This is a genomic window from Anabaena sp. TISTR 8404, from assembly GCF_056847745.1.
The window spans coordinates 3,764,189-3,787,313 of record NZ_CP180578.1; the positions used below are offsets into that span (position 1 = coordinate 3,764,189).

At 41.5% G+C, this 23,125-nt stretch carries 22 protein-coding genes; 10 read left to right on the forward strand and 12 right to left on the reverse strand.

Annotated elements, in window-relative coordinates; genetic code table 11:
• Positions 1–115 precede the first annotated feature (115 nt).
• Positions 116–1,669 (forward strand): GMC family oxidoreductase, encoded by a 1,554-nt coding sequence (locus ACMX3D_RS16210; protein ID WP_482746918.1) that lies wholly within the window; start codon positions 116–118, stop codon positions 1,667–1,669.
• Between the two features lie 145 nt (positions 1,670–1,814).
• On the forward strand, positions 1,815–2,033 hold the full coding sequence (locus ACMX3D_RS16215; protein WP_482746919.1) for a hypothetical protein: 219 nt from the start codon (positions 1,815–1,817) through the stop codon (positions 2,031–2,033).
• 100 nt (positions 2,034–2,133) lie between these two features.
• Here ACMX3D_RS16215 and ACMX3D_RS16220 read toward each other — a convergent pair whose 3' ends face one another.
• The 3 genes from ACMX3D_RS16220 to ACMX3D_RS16230 form a co-directional block, all read right to left on the reverse strand.
• The gene (locus tag ACMX3D_RS16220) at positions 2,134–3,393 is read right to left on the reverse strand and encodes a DUF3086 domain-containing protein (RefSeq protein ID WP_482746920.1); all 1,260 of its coding nucleotides are present in this window, start codon (positions 3,391–3,393) and stop codon (positions 2,134–2,136) included.
• Between the two features lie 115 nt (positions 3,394–3,508).
• Positions 3,509–3,925 carry a DUF3119 family protein gene (locus ACMX3D_RS16225; protein WP_482746921.1) on the reverse strand — a complete coding sequence of 139 codons (417 nt, stop codon included), beginning with the start codon at positions 3,923–3,925 and terminating at the stop codon, positions 3,509–3,511.
• Between the two features lie 81 nt (positions 3,926–4,006).
• Complete coding sequence (locus ACMX3D_RS16230) at positions 4,007–4,804, reverse strand: MlaE family lipid ABC transporter permease subunit (RefSeq protein WP_482746922.1); 798 nt, start codon at positions 4,802–4,804, stop codon at positions 4,007–4,009.
• Positions 4,805–5,223: 419 nt separating this feature from the next.
• Here ACMX3D_RS16230 and ACMX3D_RS16235 point away from each other — a divergent pair, with 419 nt between their 5' ends.
• From ACMX3D_RS16235 to aroH, 3 genes are all read left to right on the forward strand, one after another.
• Positions 5,224–5,520 carry a hypothetical protein gene (locus ACMX3D_RS16235; RefSeq protein ID WP_482746923.1) on the forward strand — a complete coding sequence of 99 codons (297 nt, stop codon included), beginning with the start codon at positions 5,224–5,226 and terminating at the stop codon, positions 5,518–5,520.
• 357 nt (positions 5,521–5,877) lie between these two features.
• Positions 5,878–6,699: a signal peptide peptidase SppA gene (gene sppA / locus ACMX3D_RS16240; protein ID WP_482746924.1), complete on the forward strand. Its 822-nt coding sequence runs from the start codon at positions 5,878–5,880 to the stop codon at positions 6,697–6,699.
• A 77-nt stretch (positions 6,700–6,776) separates the two neighbouring features.
• Positions 6,777–7,190 carry a chorismate mutase gene (aroH, locus tag ACMX3D_RS16245; protein WP_482746925.1) on the forward strand — a complete coding sequence of 138 codons (414 nt, stop codon included), beginning with the start codon at positions 6,777–6,779 and terminating at the stop codon, positions 7,188–7,190.
• A 22-nt stretch (positions 7,191–7,212) separates the two neighbouring features.
• Here aroH and ACMX3D_RS16250 read toward each other — a convergent pair whose 3' ends face one another.
• The 3 genes from ACMX3D_RS16250 to ACMX3D_RS16260 are packed head-to-tail and all read right to left on the reverse strand — an operon-like array spanning position 7,213 to position 9,102.
• A complete protein-coding gene (locus tag ACMX3D_RS16250; protein ID WP_482746926.1) occupies positions 7,213–7,632 on the reverse strand; it encodes a hypothetical protein in 420 nt (139 codons plus the stop codon).
• A gap of 13 nt (positions 7,633–7,645) precedes the next feature.
• The gene (locus tag ACMX3D_RS16255) at positions 7,646–8,011 is read right to left on the reverse strand and encodes a papain fold toxin domain-containing protein (protein ID WP_482746927.1); all 366 of its coding nucleotides are present in this window, start codon (positions 8,009–8,011) and stop codon (positions 7,646–7,648) included.
• Entirely contained in the window at positions 8,008–9,102 is a 1,095-nt protein-coding gene (locus ACMX3D_RS16260; protein WP_482746928.1) for a PstS family phosphate ABC transporter substrate-binding protein, read from the reverse strand. The genes ACMX3D_RS16255 and ACMX3D_RS16260 overlap by 4 nt, the downstream gene beginning before the upstream one ends.
• Before the next feature lie 107 nt (positions 9,103–9,209).
• Between ACMX3D_RS16260 and ACMX3D_RS16265 the strand changes: the two genes are divergently transcribed.
• Positions 9,210–10,349, forward strand: coding sequence for a protein kinase domain-containing protein (locus ACMX3D_RS16265; protein ID WP_482746929.1), 1,140 nt, complete (start codon positions 9,210–9,212; stop codon positions 10,347–10,349).
• Positions 10,350–10,383: 34 nt separating this feature from the next.
• Here ACMX3D_RS16265 and ACMX3D_RS16270 read toward each other — a convergent pair whose 3' ends face one another.
• A complete protein-coding gene (locus ACMX3D_RS16270; RefSeq protein ID WP_229543472.1) occupies positions 10,384–10,524 on the reverse strand; it encodes a YpmS family protein in 141 nt (46 codons plus the stop codon).
• 16 nt (positions 10,525–10,540) lie between these two features.
• Positions 10,541–11,443, reverse strand: coding sequence for a beta-carotene hydroxylase (gene crtR / locus ACMX3D_RS16275; RefSeq protein ID WP_482746930.1), 903 nt, complete (start codon positions 11,441–11,443; stop codon positions 10,541–10,543).
• A 422-nt stretch (positions 11,444–11,865) separates the two neighbouring features.
• On the opposite strand from crtR, the gene pyk reads away from it, so the two are divergent.
• Positions 11,866–13,632, forward strand: coding sequence for a pyruvate kinase (gene pyk / locus ACMX3D_RS16280; protein WP_482746931.1), 1,767 nt, complete (start codon positions 11,866–11,868; stop codon positions 13,630–13,632).
• Positions 13,633–13,778: 146 nt separating this feature from the next.
• Here the strand turns inward: pyk and ACMX3D_RS16285 are convergent, their stop codons facing one another.
• From ACMX3D_RS16285 to ACMX3D_RS16300, 4 genes are all read right to left on the reverse strand, one after another.
• Positions 13,779–14,366: a Uma2 family endonuclease gene (locus tag ACMX3D_RS16285; RefSeq protein WP_482746932.1), complete on the reverse strand. Its 588-nt coding sequence runs from the start codon at positions 14,364–14,366 to the stop codon at positions 13,779–13,781.
• A 109-nt stretch (positions 14,367–14,475) separates the two neighbouring features.
• On the reverse strand, positions 14,476–14,934 hold the full coding sequence (locus tag ACMX3D_RS16290) for a type II toxin-antitoxin system VapC family toxin (protein WP_482746933.1): 459 nt from the start codon (positions 14,932–14,934) through the stop codon (positions 14,476–14,478).
• Entirely contained in the window at positions 14,931–15,200 is a 270-nt protein-coding gene (locus ACMX3D_RS16295; RefSeq protein WP_482746934.1) for a hypothetical protein, read from the reverse strand. The genes ACMX3D_RS16290 and ACMX3D_RS16295 overlap by 4 nt, the downstream gene beginning before the upstream one ends.
• A 103-nt stretch (positions 15,201–15,303) precedes the next feature.
• Positions 15,304–15,516: a hypothetical protein gene (locus ACMX3D_RS16300; RefSeq protein WP_482746935.1), complete on the reverse strand. Its 213-nt coding sequence runs from the start codon at positions 15,514–15,516 to the stop codon at positions 15,304–15,306.
• A gap of 160 nt (positions 15,517–15,676) precedes the next feature.
• On the opposite strand from ACMX3D_RS16300, the gene ACMX3D_RS16305 reads away from it, so the two are divergent.
• The 3 genes from ACMX3D_RS16305 (at position 15,677) to ACMX3D_RS16315 (ending at position 22,853) form a co-directional block, all read left to right on the forward strand.
• The gene (locus tag ACMX3D_RS16305) at positions 15,677–18,067 is read left to right on the forward strand and encodes an NACHT domain-containing protein (RefSeq protein ID WP_482746936.1); all 2,391 of its coding nucleotides are present in this window, start codon (positions 15,677–15,679) and stop codon (positions 18,065–18,067) included.
• A gap of 442 nt (positions 18,068–18,509) precedes the next feature.
• A complete protein-coding gene (locus ACMX3D_RS16310) occupies positions 18,510–20,963 on the forward strand; it encodes an endonuclease MutS2 (RefSeq protein WP_482752355.1) in 2,454 nt (817 codons plus the stop codon).
• A gap of 726 nt (positions 20,964–21,689) precedes the next feature.
• Positions 21,690–22,853: a GuaB3 family IMP dehydrogenase-related protein gene (locus tag ACMX3D_RS16315; protein ID WP_482746937.1), complete on the forward strand. Its 1,164-nt coding sequence runs from the start codon at positions 21,690–21,692 to the stop codon at positions 22,851–22,853.
• Positions 22,854–23,125 lie beyond the last annotated feature (272 nt).

A 23,125-nucleotide genomic window follows, 5' to 3' on the forward strand; every position in this document is an offset into this window, starting at 1 on the left:
TATCAATCAAGCTTTTTAATCCAAAATCCAAAATCTAAAATCCAAAATTGATATAAGCTGTGCGATCGCTGAGAATAGTAAGATTTTAGAAATTTTGCAATTAATTCAGCAGCTTATGACTAAATATGACTATATTGTGATTGGCGCAGGCTCGGCTGGGTGCGTTCTGGCTAACCGCCTCACAGAAGACGGTAAAACAACTGTATTATTACTCGAAGCTGGCAATCCAGCTACTAAACCAGAGTATCAAGTTCCTCTATACTGGCCACAACTTTGGGGTACTGAGGTTGACTGGGCATATTTTACGGAAGAAGAACCCTACATAAACAATCGCAAAATCTATTGTCCGCGCGGTAAAGGCTTAGGTGGAAGCAGTACAATCAACGCCATGATTTATATTCGTGGCAGTCGGTATGATTATGATCATTGGCAGAAATTAGGCAATCTTGGTTGGAGTTACCAAGATGTGTTGCCTTACTTCAAGAAATCGGAAAACCAACAACGGGGAGCATCCGAATTTCACGGTGTCGGTGGTGCTTTGAGCATTACCGACCCAATTGCGCCTGCTGTAACATCACATAAATTTGTCGAAGCAGCAGTAGAACTAGGTTATGAACTCAATCCTGATTTTAATGGCGCACAACAGCAGGGAGCCGGACTGTATCAGTTAACAGTTAAAGATGGTCAGCGACACAGTGCAGCCGCCGCGTTTCTCGTACCGATTTTAGAGCGTCCTAACTTAACAGTTACCACTGGTGCATTAGTTACTCGGTTATTGTTTGCAGGAAACCGCACCGTAGGAGTAGAGTATCAGCACAACGGAACAATACATCAGTCCTTTGTCAACCAGGAAGTGATACTTTGTGCTGGTGCAATTGATTCGCCGAAACTGCTGATGCTTTCTGGGATTGGGAATGCAGAAAATTTGCGATCGCTCAATATTCCCGTAGTCGTTAATTTACCAGGAGTTGGTCAAAACCTCCAAGATCATCTTCATGTGGCGGTTGCATACCAAGCAACGAATGATTTACAACCTGCTCCAACTAGTAATATTGCCGAAGCTGGATTGTTCCTACACACTGAAGGTCGTTCAGATGTTGCACCAGATTTGCAGTTGTACTCTGGCCCTGTTTTGTGGACACATCCTGCATACGCCCGTGAAGCCCCAGGATTTGTAGCTACAGCCTGTGTGACTAATCCTCAAAGTCGTGGTCATATCACCCTGTGTTCTGCTTCCCCCAATGATTCACCTATCATCAGGATGAACTATCTCCAAAGCGAATCTGATTTGCAAAAGTTGGTTGCAGGTATCAAAATTATTCGCCAGATTTTGCACTCAAAAGCATTTGATGACTTCCGAGGTGAGGAAGTTGCACCAGGCGCTAATGTAACTAGTGATGAAGCACTCCAAGCTTACATCAAAGAAACCTGTGACACTGTATACCACCCAGTCGGCACTTGCAAAATGGGAACAGATGCCAATTCTGTAGTAGACCACCAACTGCGAGTATACGGTGTTGAAGGGTTACGTGTCGTAGATGCCTCAATTATGCCAACCCTCACAACGGGAAACACGAATGCACCCACAATCATGATTGGAGAAAAAGCAGCCGATATGATTAAAGCCAGTGGTGGGGTTTCACAGCCAGCAGCTTTAACAACTGCGTAAATTCACATCTCGCACCAAGCGACTCAAGTCGCAGCTACACAGACAAAACCCGCCTACGCGGGTTCAAAACCCTCTATCTTACGTTAGTTGGCGAATAACAGTCATCAACCAAGAAAATCTGACAGAAGATGACCAAGAGGTGATTATGAACTTATCGCAAGCTTATTTAGAATGGCGTGAAGCTACTTTACAAGAAGGGCAGCGCCAAGTAGTAGAAAACTTATTGCGAGTTAGATTTGGTTCCCTAGATGCAGAATTAGAAAGAATAATTGAGCCTCTGCTACAGTTACCACCCCAAGAATATAGCCGTTTATTACTCGAATTATCCCGCGAGGAATTGTTAACAAGATTTGGTAATGAATAAATAAATTAGTAAAAACTTGAAGTGCGTTAGGACTAATGTCCATAACGCACCCTACCAAATTTAAATTATTTATTTCGAGAACAGAACAAATGAGTTGCACTTAAAAGTCATCATCATAATTTCTCATTGCTTTGGGGTCAGGAGCAAATGCTAACCACAAAGGAAATTGCAGTATTCCCAAACTGATTTGCTCTTCAGAATCGTCAATGATAATTAAAGGTAGCTGATTAGCTTTTACCAAACGGTCAGCTTTTTGTGCTAAAGCGTCTGCTGCTTCAAATAATACTACTCCTCGGTCAGGTCCAAAATCTGGGCGACCGATACCTAAACAATCTTGTAAACCCCGCCGCCATTCACCCAAGCGTTCTGGTGTGTTAGCTAAAACCAAAGTACGGACGCGATCGCCATATAGTTTATGTAATATCGAAATAATGGCAGAAGCAATCAATGTATTCTGCAACCGGCTACCCATTGTCCGCAAAGCACCCCGCCCTCCTTGGCCAAAAAACCAATTCGAGACTCGCTCTGCATGAACTGGTTCAAAGGTGCGGCGTAGTTGCCAAGCAGGCCCATAATAATCAGGTTTGTTGCGATATTGGTCAATTAAACGGCGAACTTGCTTGGCCGTATCTTGAAACTGCTGTTGGGCAAATTGTGGTGTACTTGTTTCGGGTTCTGTGGGTTTAGCCTCTCTTACAGTTGGCTTTTCTCTTTCTCGTTCTTTAACTTCTGGTACTAGTTGTAACTGCTCGGCAGCGGCGGCTAAATCTTGTAAGCTACCAGTGAGATAATCTTTAAAACCTTGAACACGAATTGCTAAGTCTTGTGATGCGCCCGCAAAAGTAGTTCGCATTTCATTGCGGATGCGTTCTTGACGGCGTTCTAACTGTTCTATGGAAATTTGCAGTGCTTGTTTGCGTTGTTCTAATTGCGCCAGTGACTCTTGAACAATACGCCCCAGTGCAGTTTGTGTGTCACTTAATTGAGTTTGCAGTGTGTTGTAAGTTACTTGCAAAGTGGCAATTTCAGCTTTGAGTGCAGCTTCCGTTTCTTGCAACTGCGTTAATCTTTGCTCTGCTTCAGCGTATAAGGAATTATTTTGTGATTCTGATTTTGTTTCTAACCCTATTGCAGTTGTGTCAGTTGCTAATAGAACTTCTTTGGCTGGTTCATCTGTAAAATTAGCCAATTCTATATTTGTGTCGCTTGCTTCTGTGTCAACTGCTGAAGCTGGTGCTTCTGTTTCCAGAACAGACTCTACAGATAAGTTTTCTGGATTTTCTGTTTCAGGGTTTTCTGGTTGTATTTGCTCCAACCACTCATCTATTGGTTCTGGAGTTTGAGATGCCTCAGGGTTCATAAACGATAATCTAATTCCTAAACGCGAATAAATTTTTGGTTATTTGTCATTCGTCATTCGTCATTTGTCAGCACTTTACACTTTTAACCATTGACTCTTGACTCTTGACTTAGCACTAAATACGTGGACAACGTTCTTCCAAACAACTTTTTAAGGTGTTGGGGTCGAACAAAATTGGTAAAAAGTGAATACTGTTGATTTCTTTAAAATAAAACAGAACCGGAAACCCATTCCAGAATATCCGCCAGTTTTGCCATTCTCGGTAAGGAAAACGCCGAATTAACTTTTCACCTCTGTAAATATCTAAGTCGGTGGCAGTAAATTGCAAGCGTAATGTTACAGTTTGAAACAAAAGAAACAAGCCGAAAAGTGCGATCGCTCCTCCTATCAAAGGTTGCACAATCACAATAAGAATCGCTGCAATCACCAACACAACAGGGATATTGTAACTAGGTTTGAGTTCCACTGTTGCTGCGGAGTTAGGCGCAAATGAACTGGTCACTGTTTCAAATCCTGTTTCGGTAGTAGACATCTTTCCTATTTTAGGTGTTAACAGTTTTCTCTGATCAGCAAGGGAACAAGGTAAAAACAAGCTAATCAGCACTCAGCACTCCTAAAACCCTTTCACTAAAGCGCTACCCGCACCTTGAAACATCAACCACGACAAAAAGAAGTTACTAATAAATATCAGCAGCAAAGCAGTTACTACAGCGGTTGTAGTTGATTGTCCGACACCTTTAGCACCACCTGTGGTTGTCAAACCCCAACTGCACCCAACAACAGCAATTAATAAGCCAAAACAAACTGCTTTCACCAAAGCACTACAAATATCCCAAGTGTCTAGCAGGTTGCGGGCGGAGTCTAGAAATACTGTATCAGCGAGTCCGTAGATGTTAGTGGCCACAATCAATCCACCAAACATACCTGTTACTAACGACAGCAGCGTTAAAATTGGCAGCATTAAGCAACAAGCAATCATCCGAGGGATAACTAAATAATCGATGGGGTCTGTTTTTAACATCAAGAGTGCATCAATTTGTTCTGTAACCCGCATAGTACCGATTTCTGCGGCAAAAGCTGACCCTACTCGCCCCGCTAAAATAACTGCTGTGAGTACAGGTGAAAGTTCTCGTGTTAAAGCCACCGCCAGCACGCCACCGACAATATTACCCGCCCCAAAGTTAATAAACTCTCGCGCCACCTGAATGGTAAACACAGCACCCACAAAAATTGCTGTTAACAAAGCAATAAATAAAGAGTCTGGCCCGACTGCGGCCATTTGTTCTACAGTATTCCGCCAATGTATCTTGCCCCGCAGCAGGTGAACTATCACTTGTCCCCCCAGAAAAATCGCTGCCAGCAATCGCTGACCCCATGCTGCTAAACTGAAATTAGATGTAATCTGGCTCAATGTTTTGTAGCTAACTCGGTAATTGCCTTAAGAATAGCGAAAGTTAACAGTCAACAGTCAAGAGCCATTTGTTATTTGTCACAAGGCAGAATTTCATACTTTACACTTCACACTTCAGACTTTTTAAATCGGTTCACGTTAACTTAGTTTAAAGTTACTCTCATAAAATAAAGCTTTGCCAACATACTTTGTGATGTGTGCTATTTAGTAGACATAAGCTCAAAGCTTGAATTAATAAAGGTTTGATCACTTTACAGACGCATTTGTACGTGGTGCAGGTTGTGTAGTTACTGTCTGTTTTTTTAATGAAAACTTAAGATTTTTGACATATTCACCTCTAGGGGGCGATCGCACGTATTGTAGAAGATGATAAATAGTTATTTAGCTGTTGTGCGATTTCTTGCTGGAGGTTGTCTTTCATGAGTTTCTTGATGAACTTTCTCCGTTCCTTATTAGTTACGATTATTTTTAGCTTTCTTGCACCTATATTCTTAATTGGCGGTATATTGCTGCTTTTAACTGTCATCGGTTATTTGCCCGGATTGCAAACAATCACCGATGCCTGCGCTACGGGTATATTACATTTTCTTGCAATTTTTGGTAGTGGTTCATCTCTACGCGGACTATTAATTATCGGTTTGACTTGGAGCTTTGTCGGAGCATTATTTGATACTTATGCTTATTACCGTTGTCAAATTTTACGCATAGACTCTTGAGTAAATTATTTGCGCGTCAGGTCTTGATCGGCTAATAAAAATTCTAAAATCCAACTATAGTAAGCATTGAACAAGCCAAACCAAATTTTATTCAGGATTGGCATTAAAGATTAATATTGTTAAATTAATTACCTAATTATTAAAATCAAAGTCATGGATTGCCAAAGTTTAGGAACTGTGACCGCAGAATTTATTTAAAAAAGACTATAAATTTTCAGAAAGCCTACATCCAGCAAAAAGTAACCGCCAGCAGTCTTTTCGGTGTCTGCTATAAAATGCTTGAATAGCAGAATGCTCATTTATTTTAATCTATGGGCATTTTATAGTGAGATCATATACGAGGTTTTTTGACTGCTCATGGTTTGGCCGTTTAAATCCAAGTTTCGTAAACAAATTGCACGGATTGAAATTACTGGTGCGATCGCAAGTGCTACTCGCAAACGTGTATTAGAATCCCTCAAAACCGTAGAAGAAAAGAAATTTCCAGCTTTACTTTTACGCATCGATAGCCCTGGGGGAACAGTCGGAGATTCCCAAGAAATTTACAGCGCTCTCAAGCGATTGCGCGAAAAAGTCAAAATTGTCGCTAGTTTTGGTAATATTTCCGCCTCTGGTGGTGTCTACATCGGTATGGGAGCCGAACACATCATGGCTAACCCCGGAACCATTACCGGAAGCATTGGTGTAATTCTGCGTGGAAATAACTTGGAACGCTTGCTTGAAAAAATCGGTGTTTCTTTCAAAGTTATTAAGTCAGGCCCCTATAAAGACATATTGGCATTTGATCGAGAACTAACTGAACCAGAACAAAGTATTCTGCAAGAGTTGATTGACACAAGTTACCAGCAGTTTGTCCAAACTGTAGCCGATGGCCGTTCTTTAGCAGTGGAAACTGTGAAAAGTTTCGCCGATGGACGGATTTTTACTGGGCAACAAGCTTTAGAATTGGGTATTGTAGACCGCCTGGGAACAGAAGAAGATGCTCGTCGTTGGACAGCAGAACTGGTTGGTCTTGACCCCGAAAAAACCCCATGTTTTACTCTCGAAGAACCAAAACCTTTGTTAAGTCGCATTCTACCGGGGAGTCGTCAGGTTTCATCAAGATTGGGTGCAGGTGTTGACTGGTTGGAATTTGAAATGTCTACCAGTGGTTTGCCATTGTGGTTATATCGACCATAAATATTATTAGTCATTAGTAAATAACTAATGACTTTTGACCTTTGACTTTTGACTTTTAACTAAGGAGGATATTTGGCGTGGAGTGGCAAATGCGAGCGATTCGTGGAGCAACAACCGTTGGCGAAAACACGATTGAAGCAATGCGAGAAGCAGTAACCGAACTGCTAGATGAACTAGAACAACGAAATCAAATCCAACCACAGGATATGATTAGCGTAACTTTCTCCGTCACCCGCGATTTAGATGCGATTTTTCCGGCGGCGATCGCACGCACCCGTTCTGGTTGGGATAATGTGGCTATGTTGGATGTACAGCAAATGCACGTTGAAGGTAGTTTACAACGTTGCGTCCGCTTCTTAATTCACGCTTATTTGCCAGCCTCCGTGCCAATTCACCACATCTATTTGCGCCAAGCTTCTAATTTACGTCCGGACTGGAGTTTACCTCAGTCTTTACATACATCACAGTCAGTAGTTGAGTCAAAAGTATGAAGTAGCTCTCAATCTTGAGTTCCTAAGTCGCCATCAAGTCAGTTGTCGCATTGGTTGAAATTTCACTCGGATCTTGTTGATATTTAGGCAATAGTACTACAGGCGGTATATCGACAGTTGCATTTGTTGAAATTTCACTGGCATATTGTTGCGTAAATTCATCAAATAATTTAAAAAACTGCTCTAAAGCAGTAGTCTCATCTTGAGAAAAAAATAAAATTATTTGATCCCAGGTTTGATTAGAAGTCAAATTGAATTTCTGCTGAATCCAGGTTTGAAATTCTGAAAATTGCTGTTCCTGTTGTGTTTGAGGGATTGCCATCTGGCGACGTGCAAAACAGTAACCGGCCAGAAAAGTGCGGAGGTTGGAGATAGAAACTCGTCCTAAATACATCGCAGGACGTTTTTGGATATTACGGATTAAGTCATATAAATCAACCATCTGTCCCTCCAATTTAAAATTCAGTTTCAGTAACTTGGAAATTGCCGCCTAAATCTTGTGCAGGGCAGTAAAGGTTATTCATCCATTCTAATCTGACAACTCCTTCGGGGTGAATGTTGTCAAAAATGAGTTCTTGTCCGTCAATTTCAACCGCGATCACTTCATGTCGTCCGTTGATAGAGATGTTTTGTTGAAGACGTTCATGGTAGATGTTGCAAAAAGGATCTTCTGTACTACCTGTAAACAGGCTAATCTGTTTGCCGGAAACGTTTTGCTCAATTAGAAATTGGCGCAAGGAAATAGCACAGGAAACACACTCAAAGATTTGGAATGAAGAAGCGATCGCACTCAATTGATCATGAAGGTTAGAATTGGTCAATTAGCAGCTATCTCCTGACTGTTGATGGGAACAAACCCAGCTTGAGCGATCGCTTTTTGTCCTTGTTCTGTTAGCAACAGTTTGGCGTATGCTTCCCCGACTTGTTGTGCTTGACTTTGGTTTTGCTTAATAATCACAAATAATTTAGAAGTCAGTGGATAACTACCGTTTTTAATCACTGCCGTATTCAGTTGATTGCGTTGTCGTGGACACTGATTTGACGGCACAACTGGTTCACGGTAGAGAGAAACAAACTCTTCAGAAGTCAATCCTAAAGGCAGTAGCTTCACACCACATTGATACACTACTCCTCTAGCAGAAGCATAATATATACCGCCAGGAGTTGCTTGGACACGGCGCAATGCTTCTGTAGTCGAGTAAACATATTCAACTTGCGAACTGAACCCTTGTTTATCAGCTGGCTTGTCAGGGAATAACAGCGTGTCGGCATTTTCTGGAGATTGGGACAACGGCACAATTGGCAAGTCTTTTCCACCTACTTCCTTCCAGTTAGTAATCTCTCCCTGATAAATTTTTTGTAACTGTTCAACTGTTAAGCCTGGTACTTGCAGTTCTGGGTTAACCACTACTGCAACTCCATCCAGCCCAACTTGACGTTGGTTAATTGTTAAACCTTGCTTTTTAGCTTGAGCTTGTTCTGCCTCCGTTAAAGGACGGGATGATTGAGTAAAGTCTAATTTGCCATCAAGCAACATTCTAATCCCCGCTCCAGAACCAGGGCTACCTTGCGTAGGATTGACGTAGAGCAATTGAAATTCTGGACGAGTATTTTGAATCTGAGAATCTACTAATTGCCTAATTGATGCCCAAGCGGTACTTCCACCGTAATTGAAAGCACCAATTGGCATATCATCAACATTGGCAAAGGTTGAACCCGTAAGACTACTTACAGCTTCAGGATTTTGACTAGAGACAGAAACCGCACGATTACTGACAAATAAGCGTGGCCTCAGCCATAACCACAGCCCACCAATGAGTACAATTGTAATTACTTCGCCAATGATCAGCCCTCTGATCATCTGCATAGCGTCTGTGCTGAGTGAAACAGCTTTTCTGTTACTGTTGCTCATTGAAATTGAATTTTATTAAGCGTTCTTTAATAAAGAATATATATTAAAACTATAAGTAAATACCTTTACGTAATATTACCTAGAGCAACCGTCAGGTACATCGTAACATGTTAGCAAAGTTACTAAGTGAACGTTACCAGGTTGTGCAAGTTTTAAGTCAAGGAATGTTTTGTAAAACTTACATGGCTGAAGACACGCATCTTCCTCACCGTCCCACCTGCGTCGTCAAGCATTTTTTACCAAGTAGCGAAGTTTCGATTCCTGTAGAAATCCGCCGACGGCTATTTAATCGAGAAACACAAGCGCTGCAAAAACTCGGCGACTATGATTTCGTTCCCCATCTGTTGACTTATTTTGAAGATGAGCAAGAATTTTACTTAGTACAAAAATTTATTGAGGGACATACTCTTAGTACAGAACTTCAGCCTGGTTATCGTTGGCCACAAACGAAGGTTTTTCAATTACTACGAGAAGTTCTAGAAATCCTCAATTTTGTTCATAGTCATGGTTTGATACATCGAGATGTCAAACCCAGCAATATTATGCGACGAATCCAAGACAATCGCTTAGTTTTGATTGATTTTGGTGCTGTTAAACCGATTTTGACACAATTGGTTAAAGACCAGAAAAATTTTATTCCTCTTGAACAATCTACAATTGCGATCGGTACACCTGGATACATGCCTAGTGAACAACAACGTGGCAGACCAAGACCTAGTAGTGATATTTATGCTTTAGGTATAATCGCAATTCAAGCACTCACAGGAGTCCATCCTACACAATTACCCGAAGACCGAACAACAGGTGAAATTATTTGGCAACATTTAGCTGAGGTAAATGTTGAGTTAGCTGCGGTAATTAATAAGATGGTGCGTTACCACTTTCAAGACCGATATAAATCGGCAAAGGAAGCATTAGAAGCCCTAGTACCGCTGATTAATGTGTACACTCAAATCAGCAATAGAGATGCTACTCTTCTATCAACATTTCCATCTCAAAATACTTTATCTGCTTATCACTCTAACTCGGTGTTGAGCAGCACAATATCAGAACCATTTTTAGCAAAACAAACAAGTGCTACTGAAACTTTTATTACTCCTAAAAAGTCACCTTTATTAGTTGGTTTAGTACTTGGTGTGGTATCTGGTTTGATTTTGATGCTTGTTAGCTACTGGTCTGTGCAGATAATTTCACCCGAACCTGAAATTCAAAATGCCCTACCCACACCACAAGGTATTAAACATTAATTTGGATTGGATTCAACACAAAACAATTCAGTAGTTAAGAGCCAGAATTTTGAATTATTTGTGATTGATTATAGTTTGGCTGAGTGCTGTCTCGATGAATTAAAAATGCCACAATTGCCAGCACAGTTAAATTGACAGCTAAAAGTCCAATGGCACTCCATACCCAAATTTTCATTTCAGCCTCCGAATTTTTAGTTCTCAGTGGGCTTGTGATGATGAAATCGAATTCCTAAAAAAATGTCGTAAACAAACTCAAAAAAATCTTTTTTTTGCAATAATCCCGAAGTTTGATAACAACCTTTTTCATCTAAAAGCGGCTTCATCACATAATATGCTGGTTGATAATTATACCAGGGAATTGAAGGCCAAAGATGATGAATTAAGTGATAATTCTGCCCCATAATCAAAAGATTAAGAATGGGATTGGGGTAAACACGGGCGTTTTTCCAGCGATCGCGTTCGACAAAAGGCCGATGTGGCAGATAATCAAAAAACAATCCCAGAGCTATCCCAACTACAAAGGCAGGAATAAACCAAAAATTGAGGATGTAACCTAAAAAACCATACTGAACTGAAATGTAAACAATACTGACAACAATCAAGCGGCTAATAAACCACTCCAATAGCTCATACTTACGCCACAGTTTTCGCTGAAAGAAAAAAACTTCATGGTATAAAAACCGCACTGCAATCAGCCACAAAGGCCCACCTGTAGAAACATAATGATCTGGGTCATCTTTGGGATGATTGACATGGGCGTGATGCTGCAAATGTACGCGCGTAAATACAGGAAAAGCAAAAGCCAAGATTAAAGCACTACCATGACCGAGCATCGCGTTGATTATCCGGTTTCGATGCGCCGACTGATGGCAGGCATCATGAATTACTGAGCCAGAACCATGCAAAGCTAGGGTGTTAATACAAAAGCATAACCAGTGTGGCCATTCCCACAGCCAGTAGCCGCAATTCGAGAACACCAGCATGGTTACAGCAGACAAAAAAATCAGCATTGTCGGGCTGAAATTACCGGGAGGCGCTAACAATTCCTTGGGCGGGACTTTCAATATTTTTTGTTCTGCCTCCAACGCGAGCATTTCTGACTCCTTCTTTACCAAACATTACGAATATACGACAAACATTAGTAAAAAATAAAGTTTGATAAAGTTTTGTATAGCAAGATTTATCTAAACATTTGTTTAGCAGCAGATGAATAACGCTATGATTCCAGACGAAACCCAAGTATTTGCTGATCACTAGGGTGTGTCACTCAGTTATCAAAGAGTAGATGAAAAAAGTCAGCCTGGGGAAGGAGGGCATCAGGATTAGTGTACGATAGCTATTCTGATCTCTAGTTACTAAGAAAAATTAAGAGGGAAAACTAAGGAATCATTTCTTTAGTTTCACTCTTTAACTGCCCCTCGCTAACTGGTTAAATTTATTGATGTGGCAGTAACTGAATACAGCATCTCCCTTAATTTACTATGACTGCTTAACAAGCTCCCTAAAATCAGCCCCTATGCAATTACGAGATTCTCTACGTCGGACAAAAATTGTTGCTACAATTGGCCCTGCTACCAGTAGCCCAGAAATGCTCAAGGCGATTATTGAAGCAGGAGCAACAACACTGCGCCTTAACTTTTCTCACGGTACTCATGCCGATCATCAGCGTAATATTCGCTTAATTCGGCAGACAGCCTTTGAACTAAATCAACCAGTGGGAATTTTGCAAGACTTGCAAGGGCCAAAAATTCGCTTGGGGCGATTTGAAAATGGGTCTATAGTTTTAGCAAAAGGCGATCGCTTCATCTTAACTAATCGCCAAATTGTAGGTACACAAGAGATAAGCTGTGTTACTTACGAATATTTAGCAGAAGAAGTCCCCCCCGGAGCCAAAATTCTCCTCGATGATGGGCGAGTAGAAATGGTAGTGGAAGAAACCAATCGGGAAAAGGGTGATTTATGTTGCCGTGTAACTGTTGGTGGCAAGTTATCCAACAACAAAGGTGTAAACTTTCCTGGGGTTTACTTGTCAATTAAAGCCATGACCGACAAAGACCGCGAGGATCTGATGTTTGGTCTAGACCAAGGCGTAGACTGGGTAGCACTTTCTTTTGTCCGCAACCCCCAAGATGTCATCGAAATCAAAGAACTGATTTCCAGCACCGGGAAGCAAGTACCAGTTATTGCCAAAATCGAAAAGCACGAAGCCATTGAACAAATGGAAGCAGTTCTGGCTTTATGCGATGGCGTAATGGTGGCGAGAGGTGACTTAGGGGTCGAACTGCCAGCAGAAGATGTCCCAATACTACAAAAGCGGCTGATTTCCACCGCCAACCGCTTGGGGATTCCGATTATCACCGCTACGCAAATGTTAGATAGCATGGTGAGTAATCCTCGCCCCACCCGTGCGGAAGTATCCGACGTAGCCAATGCGATTTTAGATGGCACTGATGCAGTCATGCTTTCCAACGAAACTGCTGTAGGTAACTACCCAGTAGAAGCAGTCGCCACAATGGCACGTATTGCTGAACGCATAGAACAAGAACAACGAAACGCAGACACACGCCAATTACGAGATAGTAGACGTTCCATTCCCAACGCTATCAGCCAAGCAGTAGGTCAAATTGCTGAAAACCTAGGCGCATCTGCCATCATGACCTTAACCCAAACAGGGGCAACCGCGCGTAACGTGTCGAAATTCCGTCCCTACACACCGATTTTGGCTGTGACACCCCACGTCAACGTAGCTCGACAATTACAACTGGTATGGGGCGTAAAACCGCTACTGGTATTGGGTTTACCTTCCACAGGTCAGACATTCCAAGCCGCCATCAACGTCGCCCAAGAGCATAAATTACTTTTTGAAGGTGATTTGGTTGTGATGACTGCTGGTACACTGCAAGGCGTTTCTGGTTCCACAGATTTAATTAAAGTTGAAGTGGTGACAGCCGTCTTGGGTCAAGGAATTGGACTGGGACAAGGTTCAGTGAGTGGTCGTGCTAGGGTTGCTCATACAGGTATGGATGTTAGCAACTTTAACCCCGGCGATATCTTAGTAGCACCCCGCACCGGTGCAGATTTTGTCGAGGCCATCCGCAAAGCATCTGGCATTATCACCGAAGAAGAAAGCTTGACTTGTCACGCCGCCGTGATTGGCTTACGTCTCGGTGTACCTGTGATTGTTGGGGTAAAGAAAGCCACCCAAGTCATTCGTGATGGGGCAATTTTAACCTTGGATGTGCAACGGGGCTTAGTTTACTCTGGTGCAGTGGGAACACCGTAAACAAGTCAAAAGGCAAAAGGCAAAAGGTAAAAGAGTTTGCTTGATTTTTTAAGTAATACCAATTCTCTAAAATTCGGCAACAGATTCAAATTCTGAAACTCTTGTAAAATCAAGCTTTCTTAATTGCGAACTGCGAATTGGTATAACTACTCTGGTTGAGTTTCAAAGTTGACTCGTTCGTAAATCTGGCGATGAGGAATTTGGCAGTTAGCAGCAACTAAAGTTAAAACTCCATCTTCATCGTCAGATTCTCTAAATAGCCAATTACCATCAGGAGTTTTGCTAAACTGCTCAATGTGAAGTTGATATTGGTCAATCAAAATATATTCTTGAAATTCGGGAATAGAGCGATAATAAGTAAATTTATCACCTCTATCTCTACTACTAGTAGATTTAGAAAGCACTTCAAAAATAATGCAGGGATTTATTACTGTATCTTGCCGTCCTGATTGAAAGACTGGTTCATCTTTGATGATCAAAACATCAGGATATGTATATTCTCGGTAGCGCGGAATCCAGAGACGCAAGTAACTCAAAAAAACTTCATAAGACTGTGTTTGTAAGCCGATTTCAAGTAATCTACTCAGGTTGCGAATGATTCGGTTATGATTAATTGAGCCTCCGGTCATTGGTATAATTTCTCCATCACGGTATTCACTGCGGCACTCAGCAGCCTCTTCGTGTGCCAAGTATTCCTCAGCGGAGTATTGACGGGGGGGAGTCTGCACAACCATAAGATTTATTTACTCAGGTAACATTAGCCTAATTATAAATAGGGCGATGAGAGTTTTGCGATCGCTCGTCATTGTTTACCGCAACAGATATATTTATGTAGAGACACTGTTATATTGACGACAATGGCGGAATCTCAAAATCATGAAACGAGCAAATATTATTAGATGAATTATTTAACGCTCTCACCAGTTTTGCATCAAGAGTCAGTAAAATAGCATTAACTTGCTGCGAAAGTGCAACATAACAAGCATCATAAGCCGAGATATTGTAATTTAAGGCGATATTCACCGCATCCGCCATCAAATCAGCCGTTGAAACAACACGCAAGGGAAAGCTTTTGAGCGTGGCTAAATCTGTTTGCACTTCAGCAGCAGTGTACATTCTTGCACGAACATACTTCCACATCACATTTGCAGACTCAATATAAAACAAGTCTGGGACAAAAATTTCCGTCTGTGAATTGGAAAGATGACCAAACAGTTGCTTAACTTTGGTAGTTAATGGGTCAGCAATAAAATATTTGATGCACACACTGGTATCTACTACGCATCTGAGAGGTGTGGTCATCTGTCCCGGTCTTCTCGAATCAGTTCAGTACTATCAGGTAATCCAAAGTCTGCTGGATTTAAGCGGCGACGATTGCGGCTACTTTCTTCCAGTATTTTCAGTACATTTTTATACTTTTCGTCCTCTGCTGGCTGTGTTTTTGCCTGCAAAGCCTTCTGCAAGATTGTAATAACTATAGCATCAACTGAGCTATTTTCCGCTTTCGCTAACTCTTGCAGTTGTGCATATAACTCATCGGGTATATTCAAGGCATTAAGGGTAGCCATTGCTTGACCTCCCACAAAAATTTATTGGTAATGGTAGCACGATGAGAGTTTAGAAAGTGGCGATCGCCTGTGATTTGTGGGTGCGATCGCTTGATCATCTCTACTACTTGTCTTGTGATTCTTCTGGTAGAGATTTTAGTGGTGTTTTTCGCAAAACAAAATCTAAATAAAGTACAAGAATCTGCATTTTCAAAAAATTGCTGGCACTTTTGATATTGGCATCACTTAGTAGCCATTTACAAAACTTTTCTAGCAGTATTCCAACAACAACTTCAACAGACTTATTAACAATCAAAGGGATTAGTGTTTCTAGCATTACGATTTCCTCAGAAGCTTTACTGAGTTAAATTTCGCAATTTTCTTTTGTAGCTATTTATCTGACTTGCCTTGACTTAGCCTGACTTACACTGAGTTAACTCCACATTTTGATAAAAACTTTGGCTACACTGACTTATAAGTAATTGTGGACGTGGTCAATGTCTATATCAGAGGACTTTCTTAAGCAACTGGAGCAATACAGTGAATTGTCGCAACGAGAGAAAGAAGTCTTTGTAGAAATATTCGGTCGTAGTAAGAGTCGAGTTCAGGTCACTCAAGAATTAAACATTTCTGAAAGTAACCTCAGCACTTGTCTTACAGGTATTTACAAAAAATTTAGTATCACCGGACGTGGACCTGTTAAAGAAAGTCGGTTACGGGAGTATCTGAGCAAAAAATACTCACAGCAAAAACCCTCTAGTCATTTCACTACAGATGACATAGATGGTTCTATTGATGCTTTAGTACAAGAAATCCGCAAACAAATCAAACCCTACATCAAAGAAAAGTGCGGAACTATGCGGGTATTAGATATGCCTAAACCAATTAAATTAACAGGAAAACAAGGTATTTACACGAATGTCAATATTTTGGAGGAAATAACAGGCCGAAGACGGCTTAAAGTTGCAGAACTAATGCAAAACTGTGACCATGATAACTTTGAGCGAATTGGACTGAGCCAGATACAACAGGAACGAGTATCGGGATTAGAGGCGGTACAGCGTCACAGTAAGCTAATGGTATTAGGTAAACCAGGAGCAGGAAAAACTACTTTTTTAAAGTATCTAGCAATGCAGTGTATTGAGGAGAAGTTCCAAGCAGATAGAGTTCCGTTGTTCATCACGCTCAAAGATTTTGCAGAAGCACCTAGAAAACTAAATATTTTGGAATTTCTTGCTCACCAGTTATCAATCTGCGAGTTAACTTATACCAACATAACAGTAGAGAAACTATTGAGACAGGGTAAGGCATTAATATTACTGGATGGCTTGGATGAAGTACGAGAAGAAGATACCAAGCGTGTCTTACGAAAAATTCGAGAATTTTCTGACCAGTTTCATAACAATCAGTTTGTAATTACCTGTCGTATTGCTGCTAAAGAATACATATTTGAAAGCTTTACAGAAGTGGAAATGGCAGATTTTGACGAAAAACAAATAGCCATTTTTGCTAAAAATTGGTTCCAGTTAACTGATCAGGTTAAAGGTGAAAGATTTATTCAAAAACTGAAAGAAAATAAACCAATCCAAGAACTAGCAAGTAGTCCTTTACTTCTGACATTACTGTGTTTGGTGTTTGGAGATAGTGGAGATTTCCCAGCCAACCGTTCTGAACTTTATAAAGAAGGATTAGATGTATTGCTTAAAAAATGGGATGCCAAACGCAACATTGAAAGGGATCAAGTATATAAAAATCTATCTTTGCAGCGTAAAGAAGACTTATTAAGCCAAGTTGCGCTGACTACTTTTACAGGGAAAGATTATTTTTTTAAACAAAAATCTGTAGAGGAATACATTGCTAACTTTATTCGTAACTTACGAAATGCTGACATAGATCCAGAAGCTTTGAGACTAGATAGTGAAGCTGTTTTAAAATCTATTGAAGCACAGCATGGATTATTAGTAGAAAGAGCAAAAGGTATTTATTCCTTTTCTCATCTGACCTTTCACGAGTATTTTGCAGCAAGAAAAATAGTTGCTAATTCTGCTTATGAAACTTTGATTGAGCATGTTACCGAGAAACGATGGCGAGAAGTATTTTTGCTCACAGCAGGAATGATACCAGCAGGGATGATGCGAAAAGCAGACGATTTTTTGCAGTTGATGAAGCGTAAAATTGATGGAATAATCAGCACAGATGAAAAATTACAAAATTTGATAAGTTGGGTAGATAAAAAATCTTCTTTAGCTACAGTGCCATATCCGCCAGCAGAAATTAGAGGTGTCTACTTACATTTGATTCTTTTTCAGTGTAACTATTCAGACTTTGAAATTCTTCCTCGTATTCTAGCCTTTGATCTAGCTCTTACGGGTACTTCAGACAGAGGTTTCTATAAAGCTTGCGATCCTGGAGTTAGCGGTATAGGTACTCCAGCCTTGAGTTTAGAAGTTGCGATCTTTTTTGAAGCAAAAAAAATTCGTGTAGCTAGACAAAGCTTAAATACTATCTCTTCTCATCACTTTGATTCAAATCTTGAGTTTTATCTAGAAAATAATCCACGTCCTGAGTTACAAATTTTGCTTGATGAACTCAAAAGCAAATTGCCACCTCTAAGAAGCGACTACAAAGCCTTTAATTACTGGTGGAAGGCTGATGGCCAAGTTTGGAATGAAAAGCTGAGAGCCGTTATGATTGAGCATTGCAATATTGGCCATGACTGGCAGCTCAACGAAGCACAAAAGTCACTATTACAACAGTATTTATATGCCAATAATTTACTAATAGACTGCCTAAATAGTGACTGTTATGTCAGGCTGGAAGTGAGGCAAGAAATTGAAAATAATTTGCTGTTACCAAATAGAAATTTAACATTTAGTAGAAGTGGATAAGATATCTAAAATTAGATAAGTGATACAAGATATAAAATATAGTTAACTTCTAGCTGTGAGAAAGTTAAAAGGGCGATCACCCTTTTGCTTTTCAGTTCGCATAGTCAAATTGTGCTAGTTTTTAGAAGATAAACCAGGAGTAGCATGAAACCTTGCTCAACAGTTATTAAGGTTAAGAAAATTGATTAGAGCTAATTGTGGAAGAGGTACAAGCTTTTCAAAACAAAGCAGAGCAGAAGTTTATTGGTTCCCTACATAATTGATCACAAACAAGAAAGTTTTACTGCTGAAGGAGTATAAATGCTCTTTGAGGCATGATGTAAAGCCGATTGCATCTATTCCATGTCACCTAAGCAAGGCAAGTGCATCTTCTGATATTGGCTGTAAAGGCGACTCTGTTGTTACGATAATTTTATATGAGATTTTTTTAGATGTTGCAGCCTTGATCCAAGCGGAAACTTTAGAACTACTAGAATGGCATCGCCTCTGCCAGCATTTGGCGACATTTGCGGCAACAAAGCTAGGGGCGATCGCATCAACTAATTTACAAATTCCTACATCACAGTCAGTCAGTGAGCAGTTATTAGCACAGACTAAAGAAGTTTACCAACTGGAAAGTCGTCTAACTACAAGCTTATCTTTTGATGGTATTCAAGATATTGGTGATTCCATAGAACGCGCTGAACTCCGAGGGATTTTGGCTGGCGATGAATTACTCGCGATCGCAACCACCCTATCCGGTGCTAGAAATTTACGGCGTGTTATTGATAACCAGGAAGATATACCAGTATTAACTGAATTAGTCGCAGATTTACGTACTTACCCAGAATTAGAGCAGGAAATTCACCGTTGTATTGATGAACGTGGTACTGTCGCTGATCGCGCCAGCCAAAAACTAGGTGAAATCCGCGACGATTTGCGGCGATTACGCAGCCAAATTAACCAAAAACTGCATAATATTTTACAAGCTAAATCCAACGCGGTTCAGGAACAGCTAATTACTCAACGCGGCGATCGCTTTGTTATCCCGGTAAAAGCCAGCCACAAAGATGTTATCCCCGGTATTGTTCACGATACTTCTACGAGTGGCGTGACTTTGTACGTGGAACCTAATTCCATCGTGCCGATGGGTAATCAATTGCGGCAAACGCTGAAACGAGAACAAGCAGAAGAAGAAGCAATCCGTCGCGCTTTGACTGAGCAAGTGGCAGCCGTCACGCCAGATTTAGAAAGGCTTTTAGCAATTGTCACTACCCTAGATTTAGCTGCGGCGCGATCGCGTTACAGTTACTGGCTAAAAGCTAATCCCCCCAGATTCATTAACCGCGACGAACAAGAAATCATCACCTTACGCCAGTTACGTCACCCTTTGTTAGTTTGGCAGCAACAGCACGAGCAAGGCCACGCCGTAATTCCGGTAGATTTATTGATTAGTCCCCATATCAAGGTAGTCACAATTACCGGGCCGAACACTGGTGGTAAAACTGTCACCTTAAAAACCCTCGGTTTAGCAGCAATAATGGCGAAGGTAGGTTTATTCATCCCCGCCCGCGAACCTGTGGAGATGCCTTGGTTTGACCAAGTATTAGCAGACATCGGTGATGAACAATCTCTTCAGCAAAGTTTATCAACATTTTCCGGGCATATCCGCCGTATTAGCCGGATTCTGAATGCTTTAGAAAATGAAGATGAACCCCACTCAGCACTCAGCAACGCCACTTGCTTCAAGTCGGCAGAGCCGCCCAACGCAGTGGCTCCTCAGCACTCAGCACTTGTCCTCCTCGACGAAGTAGGTGCAGGTACAGATCCAGCCGAGGGTAGCGCTTTAGCGATCGCACTCCTACAATATCTCGCAGAACACGCCCAGCTAACAATTGCCACAACTCACTTTGGGGAATTAAAAGCCCTGAAATATGAAGATGCGCGATTTGAAAATGCCTCAGTAGAATTTGATGAAGCTACGCTGTCGCCTACATACCGTTTATTGTGGGGGATTCCTGGACGCTCTAATGCTTTAGCGATCGCTCTGCGTTTGGGCTTAAAACCAGAAGTAGTCGAACAAGCCAAAACTCAAGTCGGCGAAGCAACAGACGAGGTTAACCAAGTAATTGCAGGGTTAGAAGCGCAACGTCGCCGCCAAGAAACCAAAGCAGCCGAAGCCCAAAAACTTTTGCAGCAAGCGGAACGGTTATATAAAGAAGTCTCCGACAAAGCCGCAGCCTTACAGGAACGGGAAAAATCCTTGCGAATTTCCCAGGAAGTTGCAATCCAACAAGCGATCGCCCAAGCCAAAGGCGAAATTGCCCAAGTTATTCGCCGCTTGCAGCAAGGTACACCCACAGCCCAAGATGCCCAGCAAGCTACTAATGCGTTAAATCAAATTACGCAAAAATACCAGCCAGCCCCTGCACCTAAGCCTAAAGTTGGTTTCATGCCGAAAGTGGGCGATCGCGTCCGAATTTCCCAATTTGGACAAACAGCCGAAGTCTTAACCGCCCCCGATGAAGATGGCGAGTTAAACGTCCGCTTCGGCATCATGAAAATGACAGTAAAATTGCAGGACATCGAATCTCTCGATGGTCAAAAAGCTGAACCTATTGTCAAACCAAAACCAGCACCAGCACCAACCACGCCACCACCCCAAGCAGCACCAGCAATTCGTACCTCGAAAAACACAATCGATTTGCGGGGTAAGCGCGTAGCCGATGCCGAAATTGAATTAGACAAAGCCATTTCCGAAGCGAATGGCCCCATCTGGATTATTCACGGACACGGTACAGGTAAATTGCGACAAGGTGTTCACGCATTCTTGCAACAGCATCCGCGAGTCAGCAGTTACGAGCCAGCAGAACAAGCTGATGGCGGTAGTGGTGTAACCATTGCTCAAATTTCTTAAGAGGGCTTTGAAGAAGAATTCATAATCAATTGCCAAAAACCCAGTCACAACGACTGGGTTTTTAATTGGGGTATATTCCCCGATGGCTAGTTATAGAACTTATTTATAAACGCTTTACTGGTATTGAATACAATGCCTTGACTGTGAATTCCAGAAAACTGAATCGAGATTTAGACTATATGGTTTAGTCTTTGCTGTCAACAGATGGTTAAAATCCTCTCATTCAAGCCAAACTTGTCATCAACGATGAAGTTAACTGGAAATTTTATATGAGTAATTGAGCGATCGCTAACTTCTACCAACTTTAACAATTTTAAATGCTTTGCTAAAGCTATCAAAAAGCATCATGAAATTTGTATTTTCTTGCTATTTTCTGAGCAAATTTACCTTCATGGAGACTATGAAAGCAGAAATAGCGATCGCTTATTGCTTTTATCTCAAAATTTCCTTCCTCATGTATTTTGTCTACTTCAACTAGTCAGGTATTAACCAGTAAATCTTTCTTCCCCTATTCCCTGTTCTCCCTACGCTATTTTCAAAACAGTCAATCATGGTAAAAACACAGCACCAATCGTAAAAAACTTTCTTTTCTATCCCCTAGCCTCTAGTATCTAGACTAAGCGCCTCTAACTTGAAACATCTTTGTAGTTAATTACCAAAAAATCGCTGCAAATCCCCTCACAATTTGATACCCTAGCTAGAACAGTTTTGAGAAAAGTTAACAGCGTGGACATTCAACTTGGGCGGGGAAAAACAGCTCGCAGGGCTTACGGAATTGATGAAATTGCATTAGTCCCCGGTAAAAGAACTTTAGATCCTAGTTTGGCAGATACTAGCTGGCGGATTGGCAATATAGAGCGACAAATCCCAATTATTGCTAGTGCAATGGATGGTGTAGTTGATGTAGGTATGGCTGTGCGTTTATCACAGCTAGGTGCATTAGGTGTCCTTAACTTAGAGGGTATCCAAACTCGCTATGCTGACCCAAACCCCATCCTAGATCGGATTGCTTCGGTAGGAAAGGATGAATTTGTCTCCTTAATGCAAGAACTTTATGCCGAACCCATAAAGCCGGAATTAATTGAAAAACGTATTCAGGAAATTAAACAACAAGGTGGCATTGCGGCGGTGAGTGCTACACCAGCAGCAGCCAGCAAATACGGTGAGGTAGTGGCCAAAGCTGGGGCAGATTTATTTTTCATCCAAGCTACAGTGGTCTCCACCGCACATTTATCACCAGAGTCGGTAGTTACTCTCGATTTGGCAGAATTTTGCCGTTCTATGCCCATGCCAGTGGTGTTAGGTAACTGTGTAACCTACGATGTCACTTTGGACTTAATGAAGGCTGGTGCTGCTGCGGTATTAGTGGGAATTGGCCCTGGTGCAGCTTGTACCTCTCGTGGAGTGTTGGGTGTAGGTGTACCCCAAGCAACTGCGATCGCAGATTGTGCTGCCGCCCGCGATGATTACTATCAGCAAACTGGTAAATATGTGCCTGTGATTGCTGATGGTGGTTTAATCACTGGGGGAGACATTTGTAAATGTATCGCTTGCGGTGCTGATGGTGTAATGATTGGTTCACCCTTTGCTAGAGCCGCTGAAGCCCCAGGACGTGGTTTCCATTGGGGAATGGCAACTCCTAGCCCAGTATTACCTCGTGGGACTCGGATTAAAGTTGGTACAACTGGCACTCTAGAGCAAATTCTCATTGGCCCGGCTGGATTAGACGATGGCACACATAATTTGTTGGGAGCCTTAAAAACTAGTATGGGGACTTTAGGAGCCAAAGACATCAAAGAAATGCAGCAAGTTGAAGTTGTCATTGCTCCTTCCTTGCTAACTGAAGGCAAAGTGTACCAAAAAGCTCAACAATTAGGCATGGGTAAATAAAGAAATTATGAAGGCTGAAGGATAAAATTTCAAACTTCAGACTTTACACTTCATACTTCAGTTGAAATTCTTAAGGAAATTTTTCCAGACTCTCAAACATTCAACTGGAAAAATCCCGTATGTCGCCTACAATAGAGAAAGCGGAGACGCATGTTTCCGTTCACTCCTCACACCACACTCCGCCCGGACTACTGTTCGGGCGGTTCCTTATGTTTGTGAATAAATCCGAGAGCTTCTTTGCAAATGTACATCCTTACTCTTCAAAGCAGATG

What these genes read in the sequence shown, in the direction of transcription:
- ACMX3D_RS16210 (WP_482746918.1), top strand. Translation starts at nt 116, where the DNA reads ATGACTAAATATGACTATATTGTGATTGGCGCAGGCTCGGCTGGGTGC.
- ACMX3D_RS16215 (WP_482746919.1), top strand. Translation starts at nt 1,815, where the DNA reads ATGAACTTATCGCAAGCTTATTTAGAATGGCGTGAAGCTACTTTACAA.
- ACMX3D_RS16220 (WP_482746920.1), bottom strand. Translation starts at nt 3,393, where the DNA reads ATGAACCCTGAGGCATCTCAAACTCCAGAACCAATAGATGAGTGGTTG.
- ACMX3D_RS16225 (WP_482746921.1), bottom strand. Translation starts at nt 3,925, where the DNA reads ATGTCTACTACCGAAACAGGATTTGAAACAGTGACCAGTTCATTTGCG.
- ACMX3D_RS16235 (WP_482746923.1), top strand. Translation starts at nt 5,224, where the DNA reads ATGAGTTTCTTGATGAACTTTCTCCGTTCCTTATTAGTTACGATTATT.
- sppA (WP_482746924.1), top strand. Translation starts at nt 5,878, where the DNA reads ATGGTTTGGCCGTTTAAATCCAAGTTTCGTAAACAAATTGCACGGATT.
- ACMX3D_RS16250 (WP_482746926.1), bottom strand. Translation starts at nt 7,632, where the DNA reads ATGGTTGATTTATATGACTTAATCCGTAATATCCAAAAACGTCCTGCG.
- ACMX3D_RS16260 (WP_482746928.1), bottom strand. Translation starts at nt 9,102, where the DNA reads ATGAGCAACAGTAACAGAAAAGCTGTTTCACTCAGCACAGACGCTATG.
- ACMX3D_RS16265 (WP_482746929.1), top strand. Translation starts at nt 9,210, where the DNA reads ATGTTAGCAAAGTTACTAAGTGAACGTTACCAGGTTGTGCAAGTTTTA.
- ACMX3D_RS16270 (WP_229543472.1), bottom strand. Translation starts at nt 10,524, where the DNA reads ATGAAAATTTGGGTATGGAGTGCCATTGGACTTTTAGCTGTCAATTTA.
- crtR (WP_482746930.1), bottom strand. Translation starts at nt 11,443, where the DNA reads ATGCTCGCGTTGGAGGCAGAACAAAAAATATTGAAAGTCCCGCCCAAG.
- pyk (WP_482746931.1), top strand. Translation starts at nt 11,866, where the DNA reads ATGCAATTACGAGATTCTCTACGTCGGACAAAAATTGTTGCTACAATT.
- ACMX3D_RS16285 (WP_482746932.1), bottom strand. Translation starts at nt 14,366, where the DNA reads ATGGTTGTGCAGACTCCCCCCCGTCAATACTCCGCTGAGGAATACTTG.
- ACMX3D_RS16290 (WP_482746933.1), bottom strand. Translation starts at nt 14,934, where the DNA reads ATGACCACACCTCTCAGATGCGTAGTAGATACCAGTGTGTGCATCAAA.
- ACMX3D_RS16295 (WP_482746934.1), bottom strand. Translation starts at nt 15,200, where the DNA reads ATGGCTACCCTTAATGCCTTGAATATACCCGATGAGTTATATGCACAA.
- ACMX3D_RS16300 (WP_482746935.1), bottom strand. Translation starts at nt 15,516, where the DNA reads ATGCTAGAAACACTAATCCCTTTGATTGTTAATAAGTCTGTTGAAGTT.
- ACMX3D_RS16305 (WP_482746936.1), top strand. Translation starts at nt 15,677, where the DNA reads ATGTCTATATCAGAGGACTTTCTTAAGCAACTGGAGCAATACAGTGAA.